The organism is Streptomyces sp. NPDC090088 (genome assembly GCF_044747345.1).
Taxonomy (GTDB): Bacteria; Actinomycetota; Actinomycetes; order Streptomycetales; family Streptomycetaceae; genus Streptomyces.
In genome coordinates this window covers 1-21,110 of sequence record NZ_JBIVDZ010000017.1, presented here as the reverse complement: position 1 = coordinate 21,110, position 21,110 = coordinate 1, and the positions used below count along the sequence as shown (strand labels likewise).

21 protein-coding genes are annotated in these 21,110 nt (G+C 73.5%); 9 read left to right on the top strand and 12 right to left on the bottom strand.

The annotated features are described in order from the left end of the window. Positions 1–85 precede the first annotated feature (85 nt). Positions 86–712 (top strand): DUF4328 domain-containing protein, encoded by a 627-nt coding sequence (locus tag ACIPSJ_RS50790; RefSeq protein ID WP_401357026.1) that lies wholly within the window; start codon positions 86–88, stop codon positions 710–712. Here the strand turns inward: ACIPSJ_RS50790 and ACIPSJ_RS50785 are convergent. The 3 genes from ACIPSJ_RS50785 to ACIPSJ_RS50775 all read right to left on the bottom strand — a co-directional run bounded on the left by ACIPSJ_RS50785 (position 700) and on the right by ACIPSJ_RS50775 (position 3,227). Further along, positions 700–1,302, bottom strand: coding sequence for a TetR/AcrR family transcriptional regulator (locus ACIPSJ_RS50785; RefSeq protein WP_401357023.1), 603 nt, complete (start codon positions 1,300–1,302; stop codon positions 700–702). The two genes, ACIPSJ_RS50790 and ACIPSJ_RS50785, sit on opposite strands and share 13 nt — an antisense overlap. Continuing rightward, positions 1,299–1,631, bottom strand: coding sequence for a non-heme iron oxygenase ferredoxin subunit (locus tag ACIPSJ_RS50780; protein ID WP_359219252.1), 333 nt, complete (start codon positions 1,629–1,631; stop codon positions 1,299–1,301). The genes ACIPSJ_RS50785 and ACIPSJ_RS50780 overlap by 4 nt, the downstream gene beginning before the upstream one ends. 126 nt (positions 1,632–1,757) lie before the next feature. After that, positions 1,758–3,227, bottom strand: coding sequence for a multicopper oxidase family protein (locus tag ACIPSJ_RS50775; protein ID WP_359219250.1), 1,470 nt, complete (start codon positions 3,225–3,227; stop codon positions 1,758–1,760). 218 nt (positions 3,228–3,445) lie between these two features. On the opposite strand from ACIPSJ_RS50775, the gene ACIPSJ_RS50770 reads away from it, so the two are divergent. Beyond that, positions 3,446–4,435: an NAD-dependent epimerase/dehydratase family protein gene (locus ACIPSJ_RS50770; RefSeq protein ID WP_401357019.1), complete on the top strand. Its 990-nt coding sequence runs from the start codon at positions 3,446–3,448 to the stop codon at positions 4,433–4,435. A 90-nt stretch (positions 4,436–4,525) separates the two neighbouring features. Here ACIPSJ_RS50770 and ACIPSJ_RS50765 read toward each other — a convergent pair whose 3' ends face one another. Together ACIPSJ_RS50765 and ACIPSJ_RS50760 are read right to left on the bottom strand one after the other, a co-directional pair. Next, positions 4,526–5,635, bottom strand: coding sequence for a HAMP domain-containing sensor histidine kinase (locus tag ACIPSJ_RS50765; RefSeq protein ID WP_359219246.1), 1,110 nt, complete (start codon positions 5,633–5,635; stop codon positions 4,526–4,528). Position 5,636: 1 nt separating this feature from the next. Next, positions 5,637–6,401, bottom strand: a complete 765-nt coding sequence (locus ACIPSJ_RS50760; RefSeq protein ID WP_359219244.1) for a response regulator transcription factor — start codon at positions 6,399–6,401, stop codon at positions 5,637–5,639. 161 nt (positions 6,402–6,562) lie between these two features. On the opposite strand from ACIPSJ_RS50760, the gene ACIPSJ_RS50755 reads away from it, so the two are divergent. The 3 genes from ACIPSJ_RS50755 (at position 6,563) to ACIPSJ_RS50745 (ending at position 8,737) form a co-directional block, all read left to right on the top strand. Then, a complete protein-coding gene (locus ACIPSJ_RS50755) occupies positions 6,563–7,276 on the top strand; it encodes a glycosyltransferase family 2 protein (RefSeq protein ID WP_401357016.1) in 714 nt (237 codons plus the stop codon). Positions 7,277–7,391: 115 nt separating this feature from the next. Then, positions 7,392–8,018, top strand: coding sequence for a DUF2064 domain-containing protein (locus ACIPSJ_RS50750; RefSeq protein WP_401357013.1), 627 nt, complete (start codon positions 7,392–7,394; stop codon positions 8,016–8,018). Next, entirely contained in the window at positions 8,015–8,737 is a 723-nt protein-coding gene (locus ACIPSJ_RS50745; RefSeq protein WP_401357011.1) for a class I SAM-dependent methyltransferase, read from the top strand. Before ACIPSJ_RS50750 ends, ACIPSJ_RS50745 begins: the two co-directional genes overlap by 4 nt. Here ACIPSJ_RS50745 and ACIPSJ_RS50740 read toward each other — a convergent pair. Both ACIPSJ_RS50740 and ACIPSJ_RS50735 read right to left on the bottom strand, forming a co-directional pair. Continuing rightward, positions 8,626–9,084 (bottom strand): hypothetical protein, encoded by a 459-nt coding sequence (locus ACIPSJ_RS50740; RefSeq protein ID WP_401357009.1) that lies wholly within the window; start codon positions 9,082–9,084, stop codon positions 8,626–8,628. The genes ACIPSJ_RS50745 and ACIPSJ_RS50740 overlap by 112 nt on opposite strands. After that, entirely contained in the window at positions 9,084–10,322 is a 1,239-nt protein-coding gene (locus ACIPSJ_RS50735) for a molybdopterin-dependent oxidoreductase (RefSeq protein ID WP_401357006.1), read from the bottom strand. The genes ACIPSJ_RS50740 and ACIPSJ_RS50735 overlap by 1 nt, the downstream gene beginning before the upstream one ends. Before the next feature lie 113 nt (positions 10,323–10,435). Between ACIPSJ_RS50735 and ACIPSJ_RS50730 the strand changes: the two genes are divergently transcribed. Then, positions 10,436–11,779 (top strand): hypothetical protein, encoded by a 1,344-nt coding sequence (locus ACIPSJ_RS50730; RefSeq protein WP_401357004.1) that lies wholly within the window; start codon positions 10,436–10,438, stop codon positions 11,777–11,779. A gap of 42 nt (positions 11,780–11,821) precedes the next feature. Here ACIPSJ_RS50730 and ACIPSJ_RS50725 read toward each other — a convergent pair whose 3' ends face one another. After that, positions 11,822–12,286 (bottom strand): MarR family winged helix-turn-helix transcriptional regulator, encoded by a 465-nt coding sequence (locus ACIPSJ_RS50725; protein WP_401357001.1) that lies wholly within the window; start codon positions 12,284–12,286, stop codon positions 11,822–11,824. 112 nt (positions 12,287–12,398) lie between these two features. Here ACIPSJ_RS50725 and ACIPSJ_RS50720 point away from each other — a divergent pair, with 112 nt between their 5' ends. Beyond that, a complete protein-coding gene (locus tag ACIPSJ_RS50720) occupies positions 12,399–13,475 on the top strand; it encodes a substrate-binding domain-containing protein (protein WP_401356998.1) in 1,077 nt (358 codons plus the stop codon). Positions 13,476–13,599: 124 nt separating this feature from the next. Further along, entirely contained in the window at positions 13,600–15,333 is a 1,734-nt protein-coding gene (locus tag ACIPSJ_RS50715) for a purine-cytosine permease family protein (RefSeq protein WP_401356995.1), read from the top strand. Between the two features lie 11 nt (positions 15,334–15,344). On the opposite strand, the gene ACIPSJ_RS50710 is transcribed toward ACIPSJ_RS50715, so the two are convergent. Beyond that, on the bottom strand, positions 15,345–16,508 hold the full coding sequence (locus tag ACIPSJ_RS50710) for an NAD(+)/NADH kinase (protein ID WP_401357192.1): 1,164 nt from the start codon (positions 16,506–16,508) through the stop codon (positions 15,345–15,347). A gap of 77 nt (positions 16,509–16,585) precedes the next feature. Next, positions 16,586–16,816 carry a helix-turn-helix transcriptional regulator gene (locus tag ACIPSJ_RS50705; RefSeq protein ID WP_355707499.1) on the bottom strand — a complete coding sequence of 77 codons (231 nt, stop codon included), beginning with the start codon at positions 16,814–16,816 and terminating at the stop codon, positions 16,586–16,588. Between the two features lie 234 nt (positions 16,817–17,050). Here ACIPSJ_RS50705 and ACIPSJ_RS50700 point away from each other — a divergent pair, with 234 nt between their 5' ends. Continuing rightward, a complete protein-coding gene (locus tag ACIPSJ_RS50700) occupies positions 17,051–19,549 on the top strand; it encodes a SpoIIE family protein phosphatase (protein WP_401356991.1) in 2,499 nt (832 codons plus the stop codon). Here ACIPSJ_RS50700 and ACIPSJ_RS50695 read toward each other — a convergent pair. Both ACIPSJ_RS50695 and ACIPSJ_RS50690 read right to left on the bottom strand, forming a co-directional pair. Continuing rightward, on the bottom strand, positions 19,546–20,502 hold the full coding sequence (locus tag ACIPSJ_RS50695; RefSeq protein ID WP_359219223.1) for a serine/threonine-protein kinase: 957 nt from the start codon (positions 20,500–20,502) through the stop codon (positions 19,546–19,548). The genes ACIPSJ_RS50700 and ACIPSJ_RS50695 overlap by 4 nt on opposite strands. Positions 20,503–20,609: 107 nt before the next feature. Beyond that, complete coding sequence (locus tag ACIPSJ_RS50690) at positions 20,610–20,834, bottom strand: hypothetical protein (RefSeq protein ID WP_401356989.1); 225 nt, start codon at positions 20,832–20,834, stop codon at positions 20,610–20,612. Positions 20,835–21,110 lie beyond the last annotated feature (276 nt).

Below are 21,110 nucleotides of genomic sequence, written 5' to 3'. Positions count from 1 at the left end.
TCAGACCCTATGATCGCCTCGCCCCATGATCGCTCCGCCCCGGCGTCCGCCGGGTCCGCGTACTCCCCGAGACAGGCCGCTGACGATGACGACCGCCACCCGCCGGGCTCCCCGGATCCTCGCCCGTTCCGCGCAGGCGGCGATCGCCGTGGCCGCCGTGGCGGACGTGTTCCGCGCGGTGGCTCTGCGGGATCACTCCCTGCGTCCCTCGGACGGATCCCTACAGAGGTCGGGCTTCGTCTCCATGGTCTTCCTGTATCTGATGACGCTCGCGATCGTGCTGTTCCTCGTGTGGCTCGCCCGGTCCCGGCGCACCGCCCAGGAGCTGTCGCCCGGGGCCGCGCTCCCGGGGCGGGGCTGGACGATCGGCGCGTGGTTCGTGCCGGTGGTCAACCTCCTTGTCCCGCGCCGGTTCCTCCTCGACATCGGGCGCGCGAGCTCCGCGTCGTGGGCGGTGAAGCGGGACACGGCGCTGGTGAACGCGTGGTGGGTGGCCTGGATCGCACACGCCCTGGTGCTGTCGGTGGCGAGCCGGGTGGCCCCGGAATCGATGGCCTGCCTGGTGGTGACGGAGGCGCTCATGGTCGCGGCGGCCGTGCTGATGGGGCTCGTCATCGAGCGCGTCACGGCACTGCAGAGCGCCGAGCTCGGCGCCACCGCTCCCGCCGCGCCTCCGGTCCTGGCGGCGGAGGACGCCCGTCACCCCGGCTGAGGGGCGGTCACCCGGCGTACCAGGTCCGTCCAGGTGTTCCGCAGGCGCTCGGTGCTGACGTGGGGCTCCTCGCGCAGGTAGTCCTGGGTTTCCAGGTTCACGAAGGCGAGCATGGCGTGGGCGAGCAGGTCGTGGTCGGCCTGGACTCCCGCCTCGCGCAGGAGGGCCGAGACATGGGCGTGGAAGAGACGGCCGTAGGGCGAGGTGTGGCGGCGGTCGCAGGGGACCTGGCGGCCGAGCGCGGGGCCCAGGTCGGTGGCGTCGGCGACGCGTTCGATCAGGGCGCAGCCGAACGCGGTCAGCCGGTCGCCGGGCGGTGCGCCCGGCCCGAGCGGCGGGGGCCCGGAGGTGTACGCCTCGTGGAAGTCCGCCTCGACGTCGTCGACCAGTGCCAGCAGCAGTCCGTACCGGTCGCCGAACCGGCGGAAGAGCGTGCCCTTGCCCACGCCGGCCTCGTGGGCGACCGCGTCCATGGTCACGTTCCCGGCCCCCCGGTCGGCCACCAGCCGGGCGGCCGCCGCCAGCAGCCGGGCACGGTTGCGGGCGGCGTCCGCCCGCTCCTCCGCCGGGTCGTCCGGTGGCCGGGTCATCCCGCGCTCGGCGGTGCCAGGCGGGCGTACACCCGTCCGTCCGCCACCCGCACCGGATACACGGGGACGGGACGGGTGGCCGGCGGATCGAGCGGGCGCCCGGTACGCAGGTCGAACCGGGAGCCGTGCAGCCAGCACTCGACCGTGCAGCCGTCGACCTCGCCCTCGGAGAGCGAGACCGCGCTGTGCGAGCACACGTCGTGGATGGCGAACAGCTCCCGCCCTCGAAGGACCAGGGAGACGGGCACGCCCTCCGCCTCGAACCGTCGGGGCACGCCCTCCTTCAGTACGTCGAACTCGCAGAGGTACGTGTAGCCGCTGGCGGGCATGGGGCTCCTCGGGTACGTCGTCGCCGGCCGTCGGCCACGCTAGTGACCCGATCCGCGGCCGGGACCCGCCCACGGTCCGAACCCTTCTCGGCACTTGGACCTAGGTTCCGCTTGGCGGCCCGGTGGCTACTTGTCGATCTGGAGCACCGACATCATGCCCAGGTCCTCGTGGTTGAGGACATGGCAGTGGAGCACGGTCCGGCCCGCGAAGTCCGCGAACCGGACCCGGATCACCATCCGGCCCCGCTGCGGGATGTCGACGGTGTCCTGGAAGCCGTAGTTCCGCTGCGGTCTGCCGTTGATACTCATCACCTGGAAGTCGTCGGTGTGCAGATGGAAGGAGTGGACCTCGTCGGTGTCGTTGCGGAGGTTCCACTCCTCGACGGTGCCGAGCCGGGACCGGAAGTCGATGCGATGCATGTCGAACCGCTTGCCGTTGACGTAGAACTTGGTGCCCGCCTTGTTCTCGGTGTACGTGATCGTCTTCCGGGCGGCGACCCGGGCCCCGGCCAGGTCCTGGGCCGGGGCGAAGGCGGTCGGCAGGGGCTGGGCGGTCATCGGCTCGCCGGTGGAGCGCACGGTGGCGAGGGTCGCCTGCGGGAACTGGTTGCCGGCCTTGCCCGTGTTGTACGGCAGGGTCTCCAGGAGCCGCGTTCCCGGGGGACCGCCCTGCACGAGCACGTCGTAGCGCGCACCGGCCGGAATGATGAGCGAGTCGGCCTGGTAGACCGTGTTGACCGGGAAGCCGTCCTGGGCGACGACGTGGAACTTCTGTCCCTTCAGGGCCACCTTGTAGAAGATGTTGGCGCCGATGTTCGCCAGCCGCCACAGCTGGGTCTCACCGGGCCGGATCGTGATCCTCGGGTTGAGCTGCCCGTCGACGGTGCGGGTGGTCGGCGCCCCCATCTTCAGGTTCTGCGTCTTGATCCGGTCGCGGACGATCTGGAAGTCCTTGAGCGCGATCACGTGTTCGGTGAGATGCCGCAGCCCGGACGGCAGGTACCGCTCCAGCCCGTCCACGACGATGATGCCGGACATGCCCCCGGCGGTCTGTGCCGCGGAGTCCATGTCGGGGTGCGGGTGGTACCAGTAGGTGCCGGGGGCGAGGTTCTTCGGGAATCGGTAGGCATAGTGGAACGTCTTGCCGGGGGCGATACTCAGAAAGACGTTGTCCGAATTCCCGGACGGCGAGACATGCATTCCGTGGACGTGCAGATTGGTGTGCTGGTCCAGCCGGTTCTCGAACTCGACGTCCATGCGGTCCCCCGGCCTCAGCCGCAGCGTGGGCGGCATGTACTGACCGTTGTAGGTCAGCGCCCAGAGCCGCCGGCCGGCGAGGTCGACCTTCTTCCGCTCGACGACGATCCGCGTCTTCAGCAGCCCGTCCACGCTCGCCACCTCCGCCGGATCCCGCAGGTCGGCGGCGGCGGGGCCGGTGAGCGCCGGTGACGGGGAGACCGGGGTCGTCCCGGAGGACGAGGGCGACGGCGACGCGGGCGACGAACGCGCGGGCGACGCGTGGACATGCAGGTCGCTCTCCGTCAGGGTGCTGCAACCCGGCGCCAGAGCGAGTACGGCGAGGGCGGACCCGGTCACGGACCATCTCCGTACGAAGCGCGAATACATTCCTGTCTCTCTTTCGCAGGCGTTTCGTGTACGACGGGAAATCCGGATCTCCGGCCGCCATCATGCACCGGCGTCGGCCGCGCCGAATTCAACGACCCACGGGGGAAGGGAACGGGATCGTCTTACGGAGTCGTGACGTACGGGTGTGGGCACGTGGTCCGGCGCCCGTGCGGGCCTAGCGTGGCCGTATGCGTGTACTGGTCACCGGCGGCGCCGGGTTCATCGGGTCCCATGTCGTCGAGGCGCTGGCGGCGCGCGGGCACGAGACGGTCGTGTTCGACGTGCGGGACGACCCGGGCGCCGATGTGCGCAGCCCGGTGGCGGTGGGGCGGGCGCTCGCGGGCGTGGACGCCGTCTGCCACCAGGCCGCGATGGTCGGCCTCGGCGTCGGGTTCGCGGACGCCGCCGAGTACGTCTCCCGCAACGATCTCGGTACGGCCGTGCTGCTCTCCGGGATGGCGGGGGCGGGGGTACGGCACCTGGTGCTGGCCGGCTCGATGGTCGTGTACGGAGAGGGCCGGTACGCATGCCCGCGGCACGGTGTCGTACGGCCCGGGCCGCGCGCGGCCGCCGATCTGGACGCCGGGCGGTTCGAGCCGAACTGCCCGGTGTGCGGCGCCGAGTTGACGCCCGGACTGGTCGGCGAGGACGCGCCCGTCGATCCGCGCAACGTGTACGCCACGACCAAGCTGGCCCAGGAGCATCTGGCCGCCGCCTGGGCCCGGTCGACGGGCGGCTCGGCGGTGTCGCTGCGCTACCACAACGTGTACGGCCCCCGGATGCCCCGCGACACCCCCTACGCGGGCGTGGCCTCCTTCTTCCGCTCGGCGCTGGCCCGCGGGGAGGCACCGCGGGTGTACGAGGACGGGCGGCAGCGCCGGGACTTCGTGCACGTCCGGGACGTGGCCGCGGCCAACGCGGTGGCGCTGGAGGCGGACGCGGCCCCGGGTGTGCTCACCGCGTACAACACCGGCAGCGGCGAGCCGCACACCGTCGGGGAGATGGCCCGCGCGCTGGCGCAGGCCCACGGCGGCCCGACACCGGTGGTCACCGGGGAGTACCGGCTCGGCGACGTACGGCACATCACGGCCGACTCCTCACGGCTGCGGGCCGAGCTGGGCTGGAAGGCCGAGGTCGGGTTCGCGGAGGGGATGCGGGAGTTCGCGGGCTCGGAATGAGCCTTCGCGGACGCGCGGCTTTCGCGGACGCGCGGCTTTCGCGGACGCGCGGCTTTCGCGGACGCGCGGCTTTCGCGGACGCGCGATGAGTCAGGGCGCCGTCGGCAGGGTGACCTCGAAGCGGCAGCCGCCGGGGATGTTGTGCACGGTGGCGTGGCCCTGGTGGGCCTCGACGATCCCGCGCACGATGGCGAGGCCGAGTCCCGCGCCGGCGGGTGGGGTCCGCGCGTGGCTGCCGCGCCAGCCGGTGTCGAAGACCCGGGGCAGGTCCTCCTCGGGGATGCCGCCGCAGCCGTCCGTGACGGACACCACGACCCCCTCGGGGCCGCGCTCGGCGGCGACGGCGACCGTACCGTCGGGGGGTGTCCGGCGGATGGCGTTCACCAGCAGGTTGCCCAGCACCCGGCTCATCTCCTTGCCGTCCACCTCGACCGGCACCGGCTCCACCCGGTCGCCGACCAGCCGTACGCCGTGCTCGCGCGCGAGCGGGTCGGCGCCCGCGAGGGCGTCGCCGACGAGGTCGTACAGCGACATCCGGCTCGGGCTGAGGGCGAGCGTCCCGGCGTGGATGCGGGAGAGTTCGAAGAGGTCGCCGACCATGTCGTTGAGGCGCTCGACCTCGGTGCGGATCTGCTTGAGGTAGCGGTCGGGGTCGGTGGCGACACCGTCCTCCAGCGCCTCCGACATGGCGCGCAGCCCGGCGAGCGGGGTGCGCAGGTCGTGCGAGATCCAGGCGACGAGTTCCCGGCGCGAGGCCTCCAGCGCGCGCTCCCGTTCCCGGGACTCGGCCAGCTTCGCGCTGGTGGCGGCCAGCTCGCGGCTCACCTCGGCGAGTTCGGCGGTGGCCGGGGTCACGGGGGCGGCGAAGTCGCCGTCCTCGCCGAACGAGCGTGCCGCGAGGACGAGTTCACGGCTGCGTGCGGCGACCCAGCGGCCCAGTATCAGCGCGGTCGCCAGCGACACCGCGGCCGCCATCGCGACGACCGTCGTCACCACCGACAGGTCGTGCGAGGAGAGGAACATCGCCCAGGCCACGGCGAGGGTGCCGGCGAGCATCGCGACCACGCCGACGGACGCGACCACGGCGACGGACGCGGTCAGCGAACGGCGCCGCAGCAGGCGCAGCACGGCCGCCCCCAGCAGGCCCGTGCCGGCCGCCCCGGCGAAGGCGTACAGGGCGATGAGGAGGGTGTCGCGCATGTCAGGCCGCCCCTTCCCCTTCTGCCGCTGAATCCCGCGGCCCCTGTCCGGTCGGTTCGAAGCGGTAGCCGACGCCCCACACCGTCTGGATGAGGCTCGGCCGGGCCGGGTCGTCCTCGACCTTGGCGCGCAGCCGGCGGACATGGACCGTGACGGTGGACAGGTCGCCGAAGTCCCAGCCCCACACGGCGCGCATCAGGTCCTCCCTGCCGTACGCCTGCCCCGGGTGCCGCAGGAAGAAGGCGAGGAGGTCGAACTCGCGCAGGGTGAGGGCGAGTTCGACGCCGTCCTTGGTGGCGCGGCGGGCGCCGGGGTCGAGGGTGAGCCCGGCGGTGGACAGGGCGTGCGCGGCGGGCGCGGGGCGGCTGCGGCGCAGTACCGACTCCACCCGGAGGACGAGTTCCCGGGGGCTGAAGGGCTTGGTGACGTAGTCGTCGGCGCCGACCTCCAGGCCGAGGATCCGGTCGTCCTCGTCGCCGCGCGCGGTCAGCATGATCACCGGGACGGGGGCGCGGTCGCGCAGTCTCCGGCAGACCTCCAGGCCGTCCATGCCGGGCAGCATCAGGTCGAGCACGACCAGGTCCGGCCAGTGGGCGGCGGCGCGGGTCAGCGCGGTCGGGCCGTCGGCGGCGTGGTCGACCAGGTATCCGGCGCGGTCGAGATACCCGGCGACGACCTCGGCGACGGTCGGGTCGTCGTCGACGACCAGGACCCGGGCGGATTCGGTGCTGGGCCGGTCCGCGGTGAGCTCGTACGGCTGCTGCATGCCTCCACCCTCGCACCGGGCCGTCGCGGGTGTCGCGCCCGCGGGTGGGGGCCGGTCGCGACGTCCGCGTTTCGTAAGAAACCCGGCGCCGGGGAGCCCGGGTCCGACGTCCGCGTTTCGTAAGGCACCGACGCCCGATATGCCGGTTTCGCGTTCGTAGGGTGAAAGCCGTGACCACCTCATCTTCCTCACCGTCGACGGATGTGGACGTAGTCCTTCCCTGTCTGAACGAGGCCGCGGCCCTGCCCTGGGTGCTCGGCCGGATCCCGGCGGGCTGGCGGGCCCTCGTGGTCGACAACGGCTCCACCGACGGCTCGGCGGACGTCGCCCGGGCGCTCGGTGCGACCGTCGTCCACGAGGCGCTGCGCGGCTTCGGCGCGGCGTGCCATGCGGGGCTGGCCGCGGCCACCGCCGACATCGTCTGCTTCTGCGACTGCGACGCCTCGATGGATCCGGGGCTCCTGGTGCCGTTCGTGCGGGAAGTCTCCGACGGGGACGCCGACTTGGTGCTGGGGCGGCGGCGTCCGCAGGGGCGGGGGGCGTGGCCGGCGCATGCCCGGGCCGGGAACCTGGCGCTCTCGCGGATGCTGCGGCGCCGGACCGGACTGCGGCTGCACGACCTCGGGCCGCTGCGGGCGGCCCGCCGGGAGGGGTTGCTGGCGCTGGACCTCGACGACCGGCGGAGCGGTTATCCGCTGCAGATGGTGGTGCGGGCCGCCGACGCGGGGTGGCGGGTGGTGGAGCACGACGTGCCGTACCGGCCGCGCGTCGGTTCCTCCAAGGTGACGGGCACCTGGCGCGGCACATGGCAGGCGGTGCGCGACATGAGCAGGGTGCTGCGGGAGCCGGGTCGGGTGCGGGTGGGTGGGGGCTGAGCGCGCCCACGCGGCGGAGCCGCACATCGTCAGAGCCCCGCGCCCCTGACGGGGCGCTTGCAGTCGCCGCCTCTTCACCGGTAAGCGTCCCCACCCCACAGCCAAGGAACCCCACATGACCACCCTTCTCGTCATCGCCAAGGAACCCCGCCCCGGCAGGGTCAAGACGCGGCTCACCCCGCCGTTCTCGCCCGAGCAGGCCGCCGCTCTCGCGGAGGCGTCGCTCGCCGACACTCTGTGGACCGTGGCGGAGACGCCCGCGACGCGGCGGGTCCTGGCCCTGGAGGGCGCCCCCGGCCCCTGGCTGCCGCCGGGGTTCGATGTCGTGCGGCAGTGTGCCGGGGGGCTGGACGAGCGGCTGGCGCATGCCTTCGCCGACTGCTCGGGGCCGACGCTGCTCATCGGCATGGACACCCCGCAGGTCACCACGGCTCTTCTCACCGTGGACTTCGCGGAGTGCGACGCGTACTTCGGGCCCGCCGAGGACGGTGGTTTCTGGGCGCTGGGGCTGGCCGATCCGGATCCGGCGCTGCTGCGCGGGGTGCCGATGTCGGTGCCGGAGACGGGGGCCGTGCAGCGGCGGCGGCTCGTCGCGGCGGGGCTGCGGGTGCGGGATCTGCCGCGGCTGCGGGACGTGGACACCGCGGCGGACGCGGCGGCCGTCGCCGCCCTCGTTCCGCACGGCCGTTTCGCCGCCGTGCTCGCCCGGTACGCGGCGCACAGCGGAACGGGCCGCCGATGACCGTCCCGCCGGCCGTCGCCTGGACCGGCGCCGACCCGTCCGACCCGTACGCCGCCGCCCTGCGCGCCGGCCAGGGTCCGCTGTTCCTGAGGCGGACCGACGGCTGGCTGCTGCCCCTGGAGGTCGAGCGCTGGTGCGCCCGGGCCGACCCGGTCGACCGGGCGGTCCTGGACCGCTGCGAGGGCGCCGTCCTCGACGTCGGCTGCGGCCCCGGGCGGCTCGTCACCGAACTCGCGTTCCGGGGCCGTACCGTGCTCGGCATCGATGTGAGCACCGCCGCAGTCGAGCACACCGTGCGGCTCGGCGGCCAGGCGCTGCGCCGCTCGGTGTTCGAGCCGCTGCCCGGTGAGGGCCGCTGGGGCACCGTCCTGCTCATGGACGGCAATGTCGGCATCGGCGGCGACCCGGGCGCGCTGCTCGGCAGGGCGGCGCAACTCCTGGCCCCCGGTGGGCTGTTGATCGCCGAGACGGCCGCGGTGGACGTCGACGAACGGGCCGACGTCCACCTCACCGGCGACGCCCATGACGCGGCCGGCGCCCCCTTCCTGTGGGCGCGGCTCGGCACCCCGGCCCTGCTGCGGTACGCGCGGGGCTGGGAGCCGGCCGGTCAGTGGGCGGCCGACGGGCGCCGCTTCGCGGCCCTGCGCAGCCGGCGCGCCAGCAGCAGCGCCGAGCCGCCGAAGAGCACGGCGGTGATCAGCAGCCAGCGGGTCAGGTAGCCGTCCGGGGACAGGCCGGTGGCCGACCGGTAGTGCCCGGCCACCGCCCCGCTGATCAGCGGGAACCAGACGAGCAGGAGCAGCGCGGAGAGCGCGGCCGGGACCCGGACGTACAGCATCCACTCCCGGCGTCCGGCGGCCCCCAGCCCCCGTACCAGCGCCCGGTCGGCCAGCGAGTACAGCGGCAGCAGCACCAGGTCGTGCAGCAGGGCCGCCCCCACCACCCACAGCGCCACGCCCAGCCAGTCGCCGGCCAGCAGCCGGACGCCGGCGTAGGCGGCGAGCGCGAACGAGCAGGCCAGGAGCAGGAGTTGGAGGGGGCTGCCGAGGGCGGGGCGGGGGAGCATCACAGGTCTCCGAAGGTCATCCGGGCCACCCACTTGGTGTTGAGCACACCGGGTGCGGCGGGCACGATCACGCGGGCCGGGTAGCCGTGGTCGGGGGACAGGTCCTCGCCGTTCACCTGGAGGGCGAGCAGGGAGCGCGGGTCGGCGACCTGGTCGGCGCGCAGGGCCGCGCGCCGGAACGCGCCGTGGAGCTGCAGGGACTCGACGAGTACGTCCGGCGGGTCGCCGTCATAGCCGACGAGGGCGGCGAGGTCGCGCAGCCGTACCCCGCGCCACCACTGGTCGGCGGTCGACCAGCCCTCGACGCAGGCGATGGGCAACGCGGCGCTGTGCAGGGGCAGTCGGAGGAGTTCCGGGCGGGTGAGGCGGACGGTGCGGCCGTCGCGTCCCGTGACGACGAGCCGCCATGCGTCCGCCCCGGTCTCCCGCGTGTCGATCCCGGCGTAGGCGGCCGTCTTGTTGATCTGGAAGCCGTTCGGGCCGCTGCCGGGGTCGGCTCCGCCGTGCGGGGCGAGCAGGGCGGTACGGCGGAACGCGCCGCCGATGCTCTGCCCGGCCGTGGTGACGAGCAGGAGCAGGGAGGCGCCGGAGACGAACCACAGCGCCCCGCGCCGGGAGACGGTGGGCGCGGCCGGCCGCGGTGACTCCAACTGGGCCTCGTCCCGGCGCCGTTGACGGACCGCCCGGACGGCCGCCGGGGTCTTCAGGGCCGCGTGGGCCAGGAAGGCGGCGAAGAAGACCCAGGCGCCGTAGAAGTGCAGGGGGTAGAACGAGCCGGGGAAGAGGTAGTCGAGCTGGATGTTGAGGACGCCGGTGGTGAACTCGAAGAGGCCGCCGCCAACGAGCAGGAGCAGCGAGATCCGCTCCAGGGCGTGCGTGAGGGAGCGCGCCGGGGGCAGCGTGAACAGCTTCGGGACCACCGACCACAGCTTGGCGAGCAGCACCGGGATCAGGGCGATGCCGAGGGTGACGTGCAGGCCCTGGGTGAGCCGGTAGAGCCAGGAGGGGTCCGTGGGCCAGGAGAACAGGTAGAAGCCGAGGATGCCCTTGTCCGGGGTCTGGTCGTTCACCGGCGCCAGGTTCGGGTTGTAGGCCGCGTACGACAGCAGTCCCGTGACGAAGAGAACGGTGATGCCGACGAGCAGCACGAGGCCGAGCACCGAGGTGAACCAGGTGCCGCGCAGCGGGCTGCGCCAGAAGCCGGGTGAGGTGGGAAGCCGTGGGTCGTCGTCTCGCATGGTCCGACCGTAGGCCGGGGCAACCCCCGGAACGGGGCGGCGACCCATGACGAAAGTCTGACGTCAGCCCCTTGATCCACGCTCCGGCCCGGTCGCCGACCTAGCGTTCCGGTGTGACCCGCGCTCCCCGTCCCGACGGCCGTGCCGATCTGTACGCCGTCCTCGCCGCCGCCCTGCTCGTGCTCGTCGCCGTCCTGGTCGGCCGGCACCTCCAGGACTCCTACCGCACCCTGTTCGTGCACTGGCCGCCGCTCTTCGCCGACTGGGACCCGCACGTGGGCCCGGGCACCCCGGCCGCCCTGCTGGTCGCGGCCGGCGTGGTGGCGTACGGCCCGCGTCTGGCCGTACGGCTGCCCTGGCGCGGGCTGCTCGGCGCGGCCTGGGGCGCCTGTCTGGCCTGGACGTGGTCGCTGGCGCTGGTGGACGGCTGGCAGCGGGGGGTGGCGGGCCGGCTGACCAGTCCGAACGAGTACCTGACGGTCATCGGCCGGTTCCACGACATCCCGGCGACCCTGCGCGACTTCACCCACCACATCGTCAGCGGCTCCCCCGCGCCCTGGCCCGCGCACATCGCCGGGCATCCGCCGGCCGCCACCCTCACCTTCGTCCTGCTGGACCGGATCGGGCTGCACGGCGGCGGCTGGGCGGGCGCCTGGTGCGTCACCGTCGGGTCGTCCGCCTGTGTCGCCGTCCTGGTCGCGGTGCGGGCGCTGGCCGACGAGCGGCTCGCCCGGCGGGCCGCGCCCTTCCTGGTACTGGCCCCGGCCGCGGTGTGGGTGGGCGCCTCGGCCGACGGGTACTTCGCGGCGGTCGCCGCCTGGGCGGTGGCCCTGCTGGCGCTCGCGGTGAGCGGACGGTCCGTGGGGTGGGCGGCGGGGGCTGGGCTGCTGTACGGGCTGACCTGCTATCTGTCGTACGGCCTGACGCTCTTCGCGCTGGTCGGGGCGGCGGTGCTGGTGCTCGGCCGGCGCCGGGTCCGGGCCCGCCCTCTCGTCCTCGTGCTGCTGGTGGCGGGGGCGGCGGCGGTCCCGCTGGTGTTCACGCTCGCCGGGTTCGACTGGTGGGAGGGGTACCGGCTGCTGGTCACCCGCTACTACCAGGGGGTGGGCGGGACCCGGCCCTACGGCTACTGGGTGTGGGCCAACCTGGCCTGCACGGTGGTGATCACCGGCCTGGCGACGGCGGCGGGGCTGCGCCGGGCGGGCGCCGTTCTGCTCCACCGCCGCACCGCGCCCGCCCCGGAGATCCGCCTCGCCTTCCTCGTGGCCGCCACCCTGCTCGCGCTGCTCGTCGCCGACCTGTCCGGCATGAGCAAGGCGGAGACGGAGCGGATCTGGCTCCCGTTCGCGATGTGGCTGCTCCCGGCCTGTGCCTTCCTGCCCCGGCCCCGGGTCTGGCTCACGGCCCAGGCGGTGCTGGCGCTGCTGGTGAACCATCTGCTGTTCACGGGCTGGTGACGCCTCCGGGGAGCGGGGGCCGGGCGGGCCTGGGCGGTCCGGCTAGGTGAGGACCGGGCGGTCCGCAGACGCCGTCCGGGCCTCGGCCCCGGCCGCCGCCGTGAGCTGCGGGAGGAGCCGCGCGAGCGCCGTCCCGTCGTCGAGCGCGTCGAGCAGCCGGGCCTGGTCGGCGTGGACGCGGTGGGCGGCGCGGGCGTACAGGTCCTGGCCGCGCTCGGTGAGGTAGAGCAGGACCCGGCGGCGGTCGTGGGGGTCGGGGCGGCGGTGCACCAGGTTGCCGGCGACCATCCGGTCGACGAGCTTGGTCAGGCTGGGCGCCGGCATCAGGGCGTGGTCGGCGATCTCGGACATCGGGTGTCCCCGGCCGTCCCCGACGAGCGACAGGACGCGCCACTCCTCGACCGCGCAGTCCTCCTCGGCGAGCACCGCGGCCAGCCGTTGCACGATGCGCCGCTCGGCATGGCCGAGGAGATGGGCGAGGTCCGGCGAGGAGGGTACGGACGGCATTGCCGGTGTCCTTCCGTCAGGTCTACTGTGCGCGCAGAATACGAGTCTTGGCGAGGGCGCCGGGGCCCGGGACCGGAATCCGCGTTCCCCATGCCCGCACGGAGGTGGCCCGATGCGTCCGGCGCCGCCGAGCGACCCGACGGGTGCGCCGCTGGTCGTCGCCCTGGTTGTTCCGTTGCAGGGGCCGGCGGGTGTGTTCGGGCCGTCCTGTGAGTCGGCGGCGCGGCTGGCGGTGGAGGAACTCAACGCCGCGGGCGGGGTATTGGGCCGGGAGGTCCGGCTTCTCACGGTGGACGGCGGGGCGCCGCCGGCCCGGGTGGCGGCCGAGGTCGGGGGGCTGGTCTCGCTGGGCGCGGTGGACGGGGTGGTGGGCTGGCACACCTCGGCGGTCCGGCAGGCGCTGCTGCCCCGGGTCGCGGGCCGGGTGCCGTACGTCTACACCGCGCAGTACGAGGGCGGCGAGCGGACTCCCGGCGTCTTCCTCACCGGTGAGACCGACGCCGCCCAACTGCTGCCCGCGATGCGGGTGCTGGCGGAGTCGGCCGGGGTGCGGCGCTGGTGCACGGTGGGCAACGACTACGTCTGGCCGCGGGTGACCGCCCGCGCGGCCCGCGGGTATGCGCGGGACTGCGGCGGCCGGGTGCGGGACGAGGTGTTCGTGCCGCTGGGGACGGAGGAGTTCGGCCCGGTGCTGCGCCGGGTCGAGCGGTGCGAGGCGGACGCGGTGCTGATGCTGCTGGTCGGCGCGGACGCGGCCCGCTTCAACCGGGCGTTCGCCGGGTACGGGCTGCACCAGCGCTGCCTGCGGCTGAGCACCCACATGGACGAGAACATCCTGCTGGCCACCGGCGCGGACGGCACCGACGGGCTCTGGGCGGCGGCCGGATTCTTCGAGACCCTCGCGACCGCCGAGAGCCTCGACTTCAGCGCCCGGTACGCGGCCCGGTTCGGGGTGGACGCGCCCGTGGTGGGGAGCCTCGGCGAGTCGTGCTTCGAGGGGGTACGGCTGCTGGCGGCGCTGGCCGAGCGGGCGCGGTCGCTGGACGTGCGGGCGATGTGCGCGCTGGGGGACGCGGTGTCGTACGAGGGCCCGCGGGGTGTCGTACGGCTGCGCGGGAACCATCTGGCCCAGCGGCTGTACCTGGCGCGGGCCGACGCCTTCGACTTCCGTATCGTCGCCCAACTCTGAGCCGGCGCCGGATACTTCCCACGGGAAGTATCAAGGTTTGTCTTTTAAAGCGGGTGAAACGTTCGGGAAACAGCGTGCCGCGACTCTTCCGTGCAAACGACCGGGGACGAGAGAGGGCAGAGTCGTGACGGAGATCGTCGGCAAAGAGGCGCCGCCGGCCGTGGCGGACGGCGGGACGGACAGCCGGACGGACGGCAAACGGACGTACAACGACTGGGCGCAGAACGACACCCTGGAGGACTACTCGCTGCGCTACGCGCCGAAGTCCTTCCGCCGCTGGACCCCTTATGTCGTGGCCACCACGGCGCTCGGCGGCATCGCCTACCTGGCGGACTTCGCGATCGGCGGCTCCATCGCCATCTCCAACGGCTTCTCCAGCGCGATGGTGGCGATCCTGACGGCCGCGGTGGTCATCTTCCTCACCGGTATCCCGATCTCGTACTACTCGGCCAAGTACTCGATCGACATGGACCTGTTGACCCGGGGCGCGGGCTTCGGCTACCTCGGCTCGACGCTGACCTCGGTCATCTACGCCAGCTTCACCTTCATCTTCTTCGCCCTCGAAGGCTCGATCATGGCGCAGGCCCTGGAGCTGGGCCTGCACATCCCACTCGCGGTCGGGTATCTGATCTGCTCCCTCATCATCCTGCCGCTGGTCATCTACGGGATGACCGCGCTGTCGAAGATGCAGGTGTGGACGCAGCCGGTGTGGCTGGTGCTGATGGTCGCGCCGTTCGTGTCGATCGCGATCCAGGAGCCGGGCAAGTTCTCGGAGTTCACGCACTTCGCGGGCGACTCCCCCACCGGGTCGAGCATCAGCATGCTCGGGGTCGGCGCGGGCGCCGGTGTGGCGCTGTCGCTGATCGCGCAGATCGGTGAGCAGGTGGACTACCTGCGGTTCATGCCGGACAAGACGCCGGAGAACGGAAAGAAGTGGTGGGCGGCGGTGCTCTCCGCCGGTCCGGGCTGGGTGGTGCTCGGCGCGGCCAAGCAGATCGGCGGGGCCTTCCTCGCCTTCTACATCGCGGGCAGCGTGGGTCTCGCCAAGGCCAACGAGCCGATCCAGCAGTACGTGTCGGGCTTCAAGACGTTCGCGGCGCCGGTCGCGCTGGGCCTGGCCACGTTCTTCGTGATCCTCTCCCAGATAAAGATCAACTCGACGAACGCGTACTCCGGTTCGCTGTCCTGGTCGAACTTCTTCTCCCGGCTGACCCACCGTCACCCGGGCCGGGTCGTCTACATCTTCCTCAACGTCGGCATCGCGCTGGCCCTGATGGAGGGTGGTGTCTTCGGCTTCCTCAACACCGTGCTGGGCTTCTACTCCAACGTGGCGATCGCCTGGATCGGCGCGGTCGTCGCCGACCTGGTCATCAACAAGCCGCTGGGGCTGAGCCCGTCGTACATCGAGTTCAAGCGCGCCCATCTGCACAACTTCAACCCGGTGGGCTTCGGTTCGATGCTGATCGCGTCGGCGGTCTCGATCGCCGCGTACTTCAACGCGTTCGGGGAGTACGGCAAGGCGTACTCGCCCTTCATCGCGCTGTTCCTGGCGATGGTGCTCTCGCCGCTGTTCGCGGTGCTGACCAAGGGCAAGTACTACATCGCCCGCGTCGACGACCTCACCGAGCCGCTCCTCGGCGCGGACGGGCTGCCGTCGGCGGTGACGCTGACCTGCACGGTGTGCGCGACCGACTTCGAGCGGCCGGACGTGGCGAACTGCCCCTTCCACTCGGGGGCGATCTGCTCGCTGTGCTGCAGCCTGGAGAAGGACTGCCACGACTCCTGCAAGACCGGGCCGGTCGCGCTCGGCATACCGGCGGTGCGCTCCGCCGACCGGCCCGACCCGTCAGGAGCGTGACCGGCCGGTCGTCACGGGCGGTGGCCGCCTTCCCGCGCATGCTCCGGGAGGGCGGCACGCTCCAGCGCGGGGGCACCACCGTCGTCCGGGTCGGGGCACAGCGCCTCCGCCTGGGCGCGCTGGTCGTCGAGGAGCGGGAAGGAGAGGTGGGCGAGGTCGCCGGGCGGGGGCGAGGTCAGCGACCAGAGGGGCGCGGGGGTGCCGTCGGCGACCGCGGCCGGGGCGTCGGTGAGGTTCATGCGCTCGCGCAGCCGGCCGTAGAAGTCCATCGACGCCAGCCGCACCACCCGCAGCCGGGCCGGGGCGGCGTACACGCCGATCCAGTCCCCCGGTCCCAGGACGCCCCGCACCTGGCCGTCGACGCTGACCGCGGCCTGCCCCGAGCGTTCCAGGACCCGCAGGCCGACGGCCTCGTTCGGGGCCGTGACGACCGAGCGGTTGAACGTCATGTGCGGGGCGACCGGGGTGAAGACGAGCGCCTCCGCGCAGGGCGAGACGACGGGGCCGCCGGCGGCGAAGCTGTAGGCGGTCGAGCCGGTCGGGGTGGCCACCAGCAGCGCGTCGGCGGAGTAGGAGGCGAGCAGCCGGCCGGAGACGTAGACGCCGACGGAGACCTGGCGGTCCCGGGAGAGTTTCTCCAGGACGACGTCGTTGACGGCGGTGATGTGCAGGGGGACGCCCCAGTCGGTGCCCTGCTCGCAGTCCGTGCGGACCTGGGGCGGTGGCAGCAGCGGCCCGCGGCCGTACTGCATCAGCGTCTCCATGTCGGCCGGCATCTCCAGGCGGCGGGAGGCCCGCATGGTCAGCAGCAGCCGGCTGTCGACGGTGTACCGGTCCTCGCGGACCGCGTCCAGTGCCGCCCGCACCGAGCGGACCGGCACCTCGGTCAGGAACCCGACCCGGCCCAGGTCGACGCCGAGGACGAGGGCGTCGTTGCGGGCGGCGAGCCGGGCGCCGCGCAGGAAGGTGCCGTCCCCGCCGAGGGTGACGATCAGGTCGGGGTCGCCCGCGGCCTCGACCTCCTCCCCCGAGTGGTGCCGTCCGCCGTCGTGCCATACGTCGATGTCGGTGCACCGCACGCCGTGCTCGGCGGCCCACTCCCGTACCGCGCGGGCCGCGTCCACCGCCTCGGCGCGTCCGCCGTGCACCACCAGTCCGAGCCCGTTCACCGTCATCTCCGCCTCCAGGACACCGTGGTCGGCCGCTGTTCCCACGCTGTCACGGCGCGGCCGATCTGTCGGGCGGAGCGGGGTCACAGGCCGAGGGAGATGGCCAGCCGGGTGAGTTCGGCGGTGGTGTTGATGTCGAGCTTGGCGCGGATCCGGCGGAGGTAGGCGTCGACCGTGTGCCGGGAGAGCCCCATCTGCCGGGCCGCCTGCAGATAGGTGCAGCCGGCGGCGATGTGCTTCAGCGTCTCGCGCTCACGCGGGGCCAGCGCGACGGCGGCGGTCTCGGTGTGCTGGGTGACTGCGGTGAAGCTCATGAGAGGTTCCTTCACATACCCGACGATGACAATGCCCGATTGAGGCGATTTGTCCGTTTATAAAACCCTCACAAGCCGACGTCATGGCGGTGTCCGCCGACTGTCACAGGCCTGTCACGAGCGCCGCGCCGGGAGCCCGGACCCGGGAACCGGGGCGGATTGGTGCTCCGTGTCGGCCGGGATCATCCTGGGGAGAAGAGCCGGCCGTGCAGGTTCCGCGAAGGATGAGCGGCGATGGAACGACGTCCCACCCCTCCCAGCCACCCGGCGCAGACCCACGCCGTCCCCCAGGGGGCCCGCACCGCCGAGGCCACGATCGACGCCCGGGGCGTCGTGACCGGCTGGAGCGACGGGGCCGTGCTGCTGCTGGGCTATCCGCCCGCCGAGATCCTCGGGCACCGGGCGGCCCTGCTGCTCGCCGAACCGGACCAGGACGCCTGGCGGGCGGCCGCCGCCGGGGCGCGGTGGAGCGGGACGGCCGCCCTGCGCCACCGGGACGGGCACCGGCTGGACCGGGACGTCCTGGTCCACCGCAGGCCCTCCGGCGAGCGGCCGGGCGGTGCCGAGTGGCTGGTGGTGTCCGCCGTGACCGGCCCGGCCCCGGCCGCGTCCGGCCAGGCGCTCGGGGCCTGGGCCTTCGACCGGTCGCCCTGCGTCTGCGCCGTCTTCGACGAGCGGCTGCGGCTGGCCCGGGCCAGCGCCGGCACCCAGCGCGCGCTGTCGCTGGCCGAGGGGACGATGCGGGGACTGCGGCTGACGGACATCGCGCCCTACCCCGGCAGCGCCGAGGCCGAGACGAGGATGCGGCGGGTCCTGGACGGCGGCGGGCCGCTGGAGACCCGCCTCCGCCTGGACCCGGCCGACCCGGAGCGCGAGTGGCACGCGTGGCTGGTGCCGCTGACGGACCCGGACGGACGGGTGCGGGCGGTGGCCCTGACGGCCCACTCCGACCCCTCCGAGCGGCTGGTACGACAGCGGATGCTGCTGCTGAGCGACGCCGGGGTACGCATCGGCACCGGCTCCGACGTGCAGCGCACCGCGCGGGAGCTGGCCGACGTCGCCGTCCCCGCCTTCGCCGACGTCTGCGCCGTCGACCTGCTGGACGCCCCGCCCCGCCCGGGGCAGCCGAGCCGTCCCGGACAGCCGGGGCCGCCGAGCCACCCGGGGCAGCCAGGCGCCGCGCCGGCCGGCGGTCCCGCCCTGCGCCGGGCGGCGGTGCGCACGGCGCCCGACGGCCCGCCGCTCCCCCAGCCCTCCGGCGAGGTGCTGCACTGCCCGCCCTGGTCGCCCTCGGGCCGGTGTGTGGCCGAGGGGCGGGGCGCGGTGTACCCGGACGGCGACGAGGTGGTGGCCCGCTGGGCGCGGGAGGATCCGCGGGCCGCCGCGTGGATCCGGGAGAGCGGGGCGCACTCCCTGCTGGCGGTGCCGCTCCGGGCGGGCGGCACCACGTTCGGCGTGGCCCTCTTCGGGCGCGTCCGGCGGACCGCGCCGTTCGACGCGGACGACCTGTGGCTGGCGGAACAGCTCGCCGCCCGCGCGGCCACCAGCATCCACGGCGCGGCACGCGCCCAGCGGCAGCACACCACCACGATGACCCTGCAGCGCAGCCTGCTCCCCCAGACCCTGCCCGAGCAGGCGGCCCTGGACATCGCCACCCGCTATCTGCCCGCGGCCGGCCAGGCCGGGGTGGGCGGCGACTGGTTCGACGTGATCCCGCTCTCCGGTACCCGGGTCGCACTCGTCGTCGGCGACGTCGTCGGGCACGGCATGCGGGCCGCCGCCACCATGGGCCGGGTCCGCACCGCCGTCCGCACCCTCGCCGACGTCGACCTGCCGCCCGACGAACTCCTCAGCCACCTCGACGACCTGGTCATCCACCTCTCCGCCGAGGAGGCCGGCGCCGACAACGCCGAGGAGACCGCCGGCGGCGTCGGCACGACCTGCCTGTACGGCGTGTACGACCCCGTCACCCGGCACTTCACCGTCGCCCGGGCCGGCCACCCGCCGCCCGCCGTGGTCACCGAGGGCGCCGTCCGCTTCCTCGACGTCCCGGCCGGACCCCCGCTGGGCCTGGGCGGGCTGCCCTTCGAGTCGTACGAGACGGAACTCCCCGAGGGCAGCCTGATCGCCCTCTACACCAACGGCCTGCTCGAACCCCGCGACCACGACATCGACGACGCCCTGGACAAGATGTTCGCCGCGCTCGCCCGCCCCGCGCAGAGCCTGGACACCGTCTGCGACCGGGTGCTGACGACCATGCTCACCCACCGCCCCGACGACGACATCGCCCTGCTGGTGGCCCGCACCCGGGCCCTGCACGCCGACCGGGTCGCCACCTGGGAGCTGCCCTTCGACCTCGCCGCCGTCGCCGAGGCACGCAAGCTGGCCACCCAGCAGCTGACCGCCTGGCGGCTGGAGGAGGCCGCGTTCATCACCGAACTCGTCGTCAGCGAGATGGTCACCAACGCCTTCCGGTACGGCCGGCCACCGGTCCGGCTCCGGCTCATCCACGACGACCACACCCTCACCTGCGAGGTCTTCGACTCCAGCAACACGGCCCCGCACATGCGGCGGGCCCACACCTACGACGAGGGCGGCCGCGGTCTCCTCCTCGTCGGCCAGCTGACCCGGCGCTGGGGCACCCGGCACGCGACCACCGGCAAGACCGTCTGGGCCGAGCAGTTCCTCACGCAGGAGGCGAAGGGCACGGAGGGCCACCAGGGCAGGGGTTAGCGGTCCAGTACCGGGCGGGCCCAGGCGGGTGGCGGCGGGGTACGGCCGCCGGTGTCCCGGCCGACCGTGGGGGCGCCGTCGGCGGACCGGTCCGCGGGCGCCGGCTCCTCCGCCGGGCCGGCGCCGTGCGCGGCGAGCCGCAGCGCGCCCACGAACTCCAGGCAGGTGCCGTACCGGTCCTCGGGGGCCTTGGCGAGCGCCCGGGCGAACACCTCGTCGAACCTCGGCGGCAGCCCCGACCGCACCTCGCTCAGCGCGGGCGGCTGGTCGTACTGGTGCGCCCACAGCAGCGCGATGTCCTCGTCCCGGACGAACGGCGGCCCGCCGGCCAGCATCTCGAACACCACGCAGGCCAGGCTGTAGAGGTCGCAACGGCCGTCCACCGGGCGGCCCGAGATCTGTTCCGGCGCCACGTAGTCCAGCGTGCCGACGAACTCGCCGACCGTGGTGAACCCCGTCAGCGACAGCGACTTCTTGGTGAGGCCGAAGTCCGTGAGGTAGACGTGCTCGGGGTGCTCGCTGTCCGTGCCCTCCGCCACCAGGACGTTGCCGGGCTTCACGTCCCGGTGCACCAGGTCGTGCTCGTGCGCCGCGTCCAGCGCGGAGGCGACCTGTGCGGCGACGCGCAGCGCCGTGTCCACGGGCAGCACGCCCTCCTTGTCCAGCAGCGCGCGCAGGTCCGGGCCCGACACGTACCGCATCGCGATGTAGAGGACGCCCTCCGTCTCCCCGGCCTCGAAGATCGGCACGATGTGCGGATGGTCGAGGGCCGCCGCCACCCGCGACTCGTGGGTGAAGCGGCGGCGGAAGGTGTCGTTGCGGGCCATCTCCGGGGCGAGCAGCTTCAGGGCGACGGTCCGGTCCAGGCGCAGATCCGTCGCACGGTAGACGACGGCCATGCCGCCGCGCCCGATCTCGCCCTGGACCTCGTAGCCCGCGATCCGCGTCGCCATCACCCGTCCACCCGGTAGCGCCTGAAACCTCGCCAAATCGTATCCACTACTGCCGTATCCACGCGAAACGGCGGTGGGTGAAGGCCCAGAAGACCTTCACCCACCGCTCAGCCCCACACCTCAGCCGGCCACACCAACACCAGCCGCATCCGCACCAGCACCGACATCAGCACCCTGGTCACCGGCAGGAGCACCACCCTGATCCGCAGGCTGCTCAGCACCACCCTGATCCGCAGGCTGCTCAGCACCACCGTCGTCAGCCGGAGCGCCGCCCTGGTCGGTGCCGCCCTGATCGGTCCCGCCCTGGTCAGTACCGCCCTGATCGGTCCCACCCTGATCGGTCCCACCCTGATCGGTCCCGCCCTGGTCAGTACCGCCCTGATCGGTCCCACCCTGATCGGTCCCACCCTGATCGGTCCCGCCCTGGTCAGTACCGCCCTGATCGGTCCCGCCCTGGTCAGTACCGCCCTGATCGGTCCCGCCCTGGTCAGTACCGCCCTGATCGGTCCCGCCCTGATCGGTCCCCCGCCCTGGTCAGTACCGCCCTGATCGGTCCCACCCTGATCGGTCCCACCCTGATCGGTCCCACCCTGGTCAGTACCGCCCTG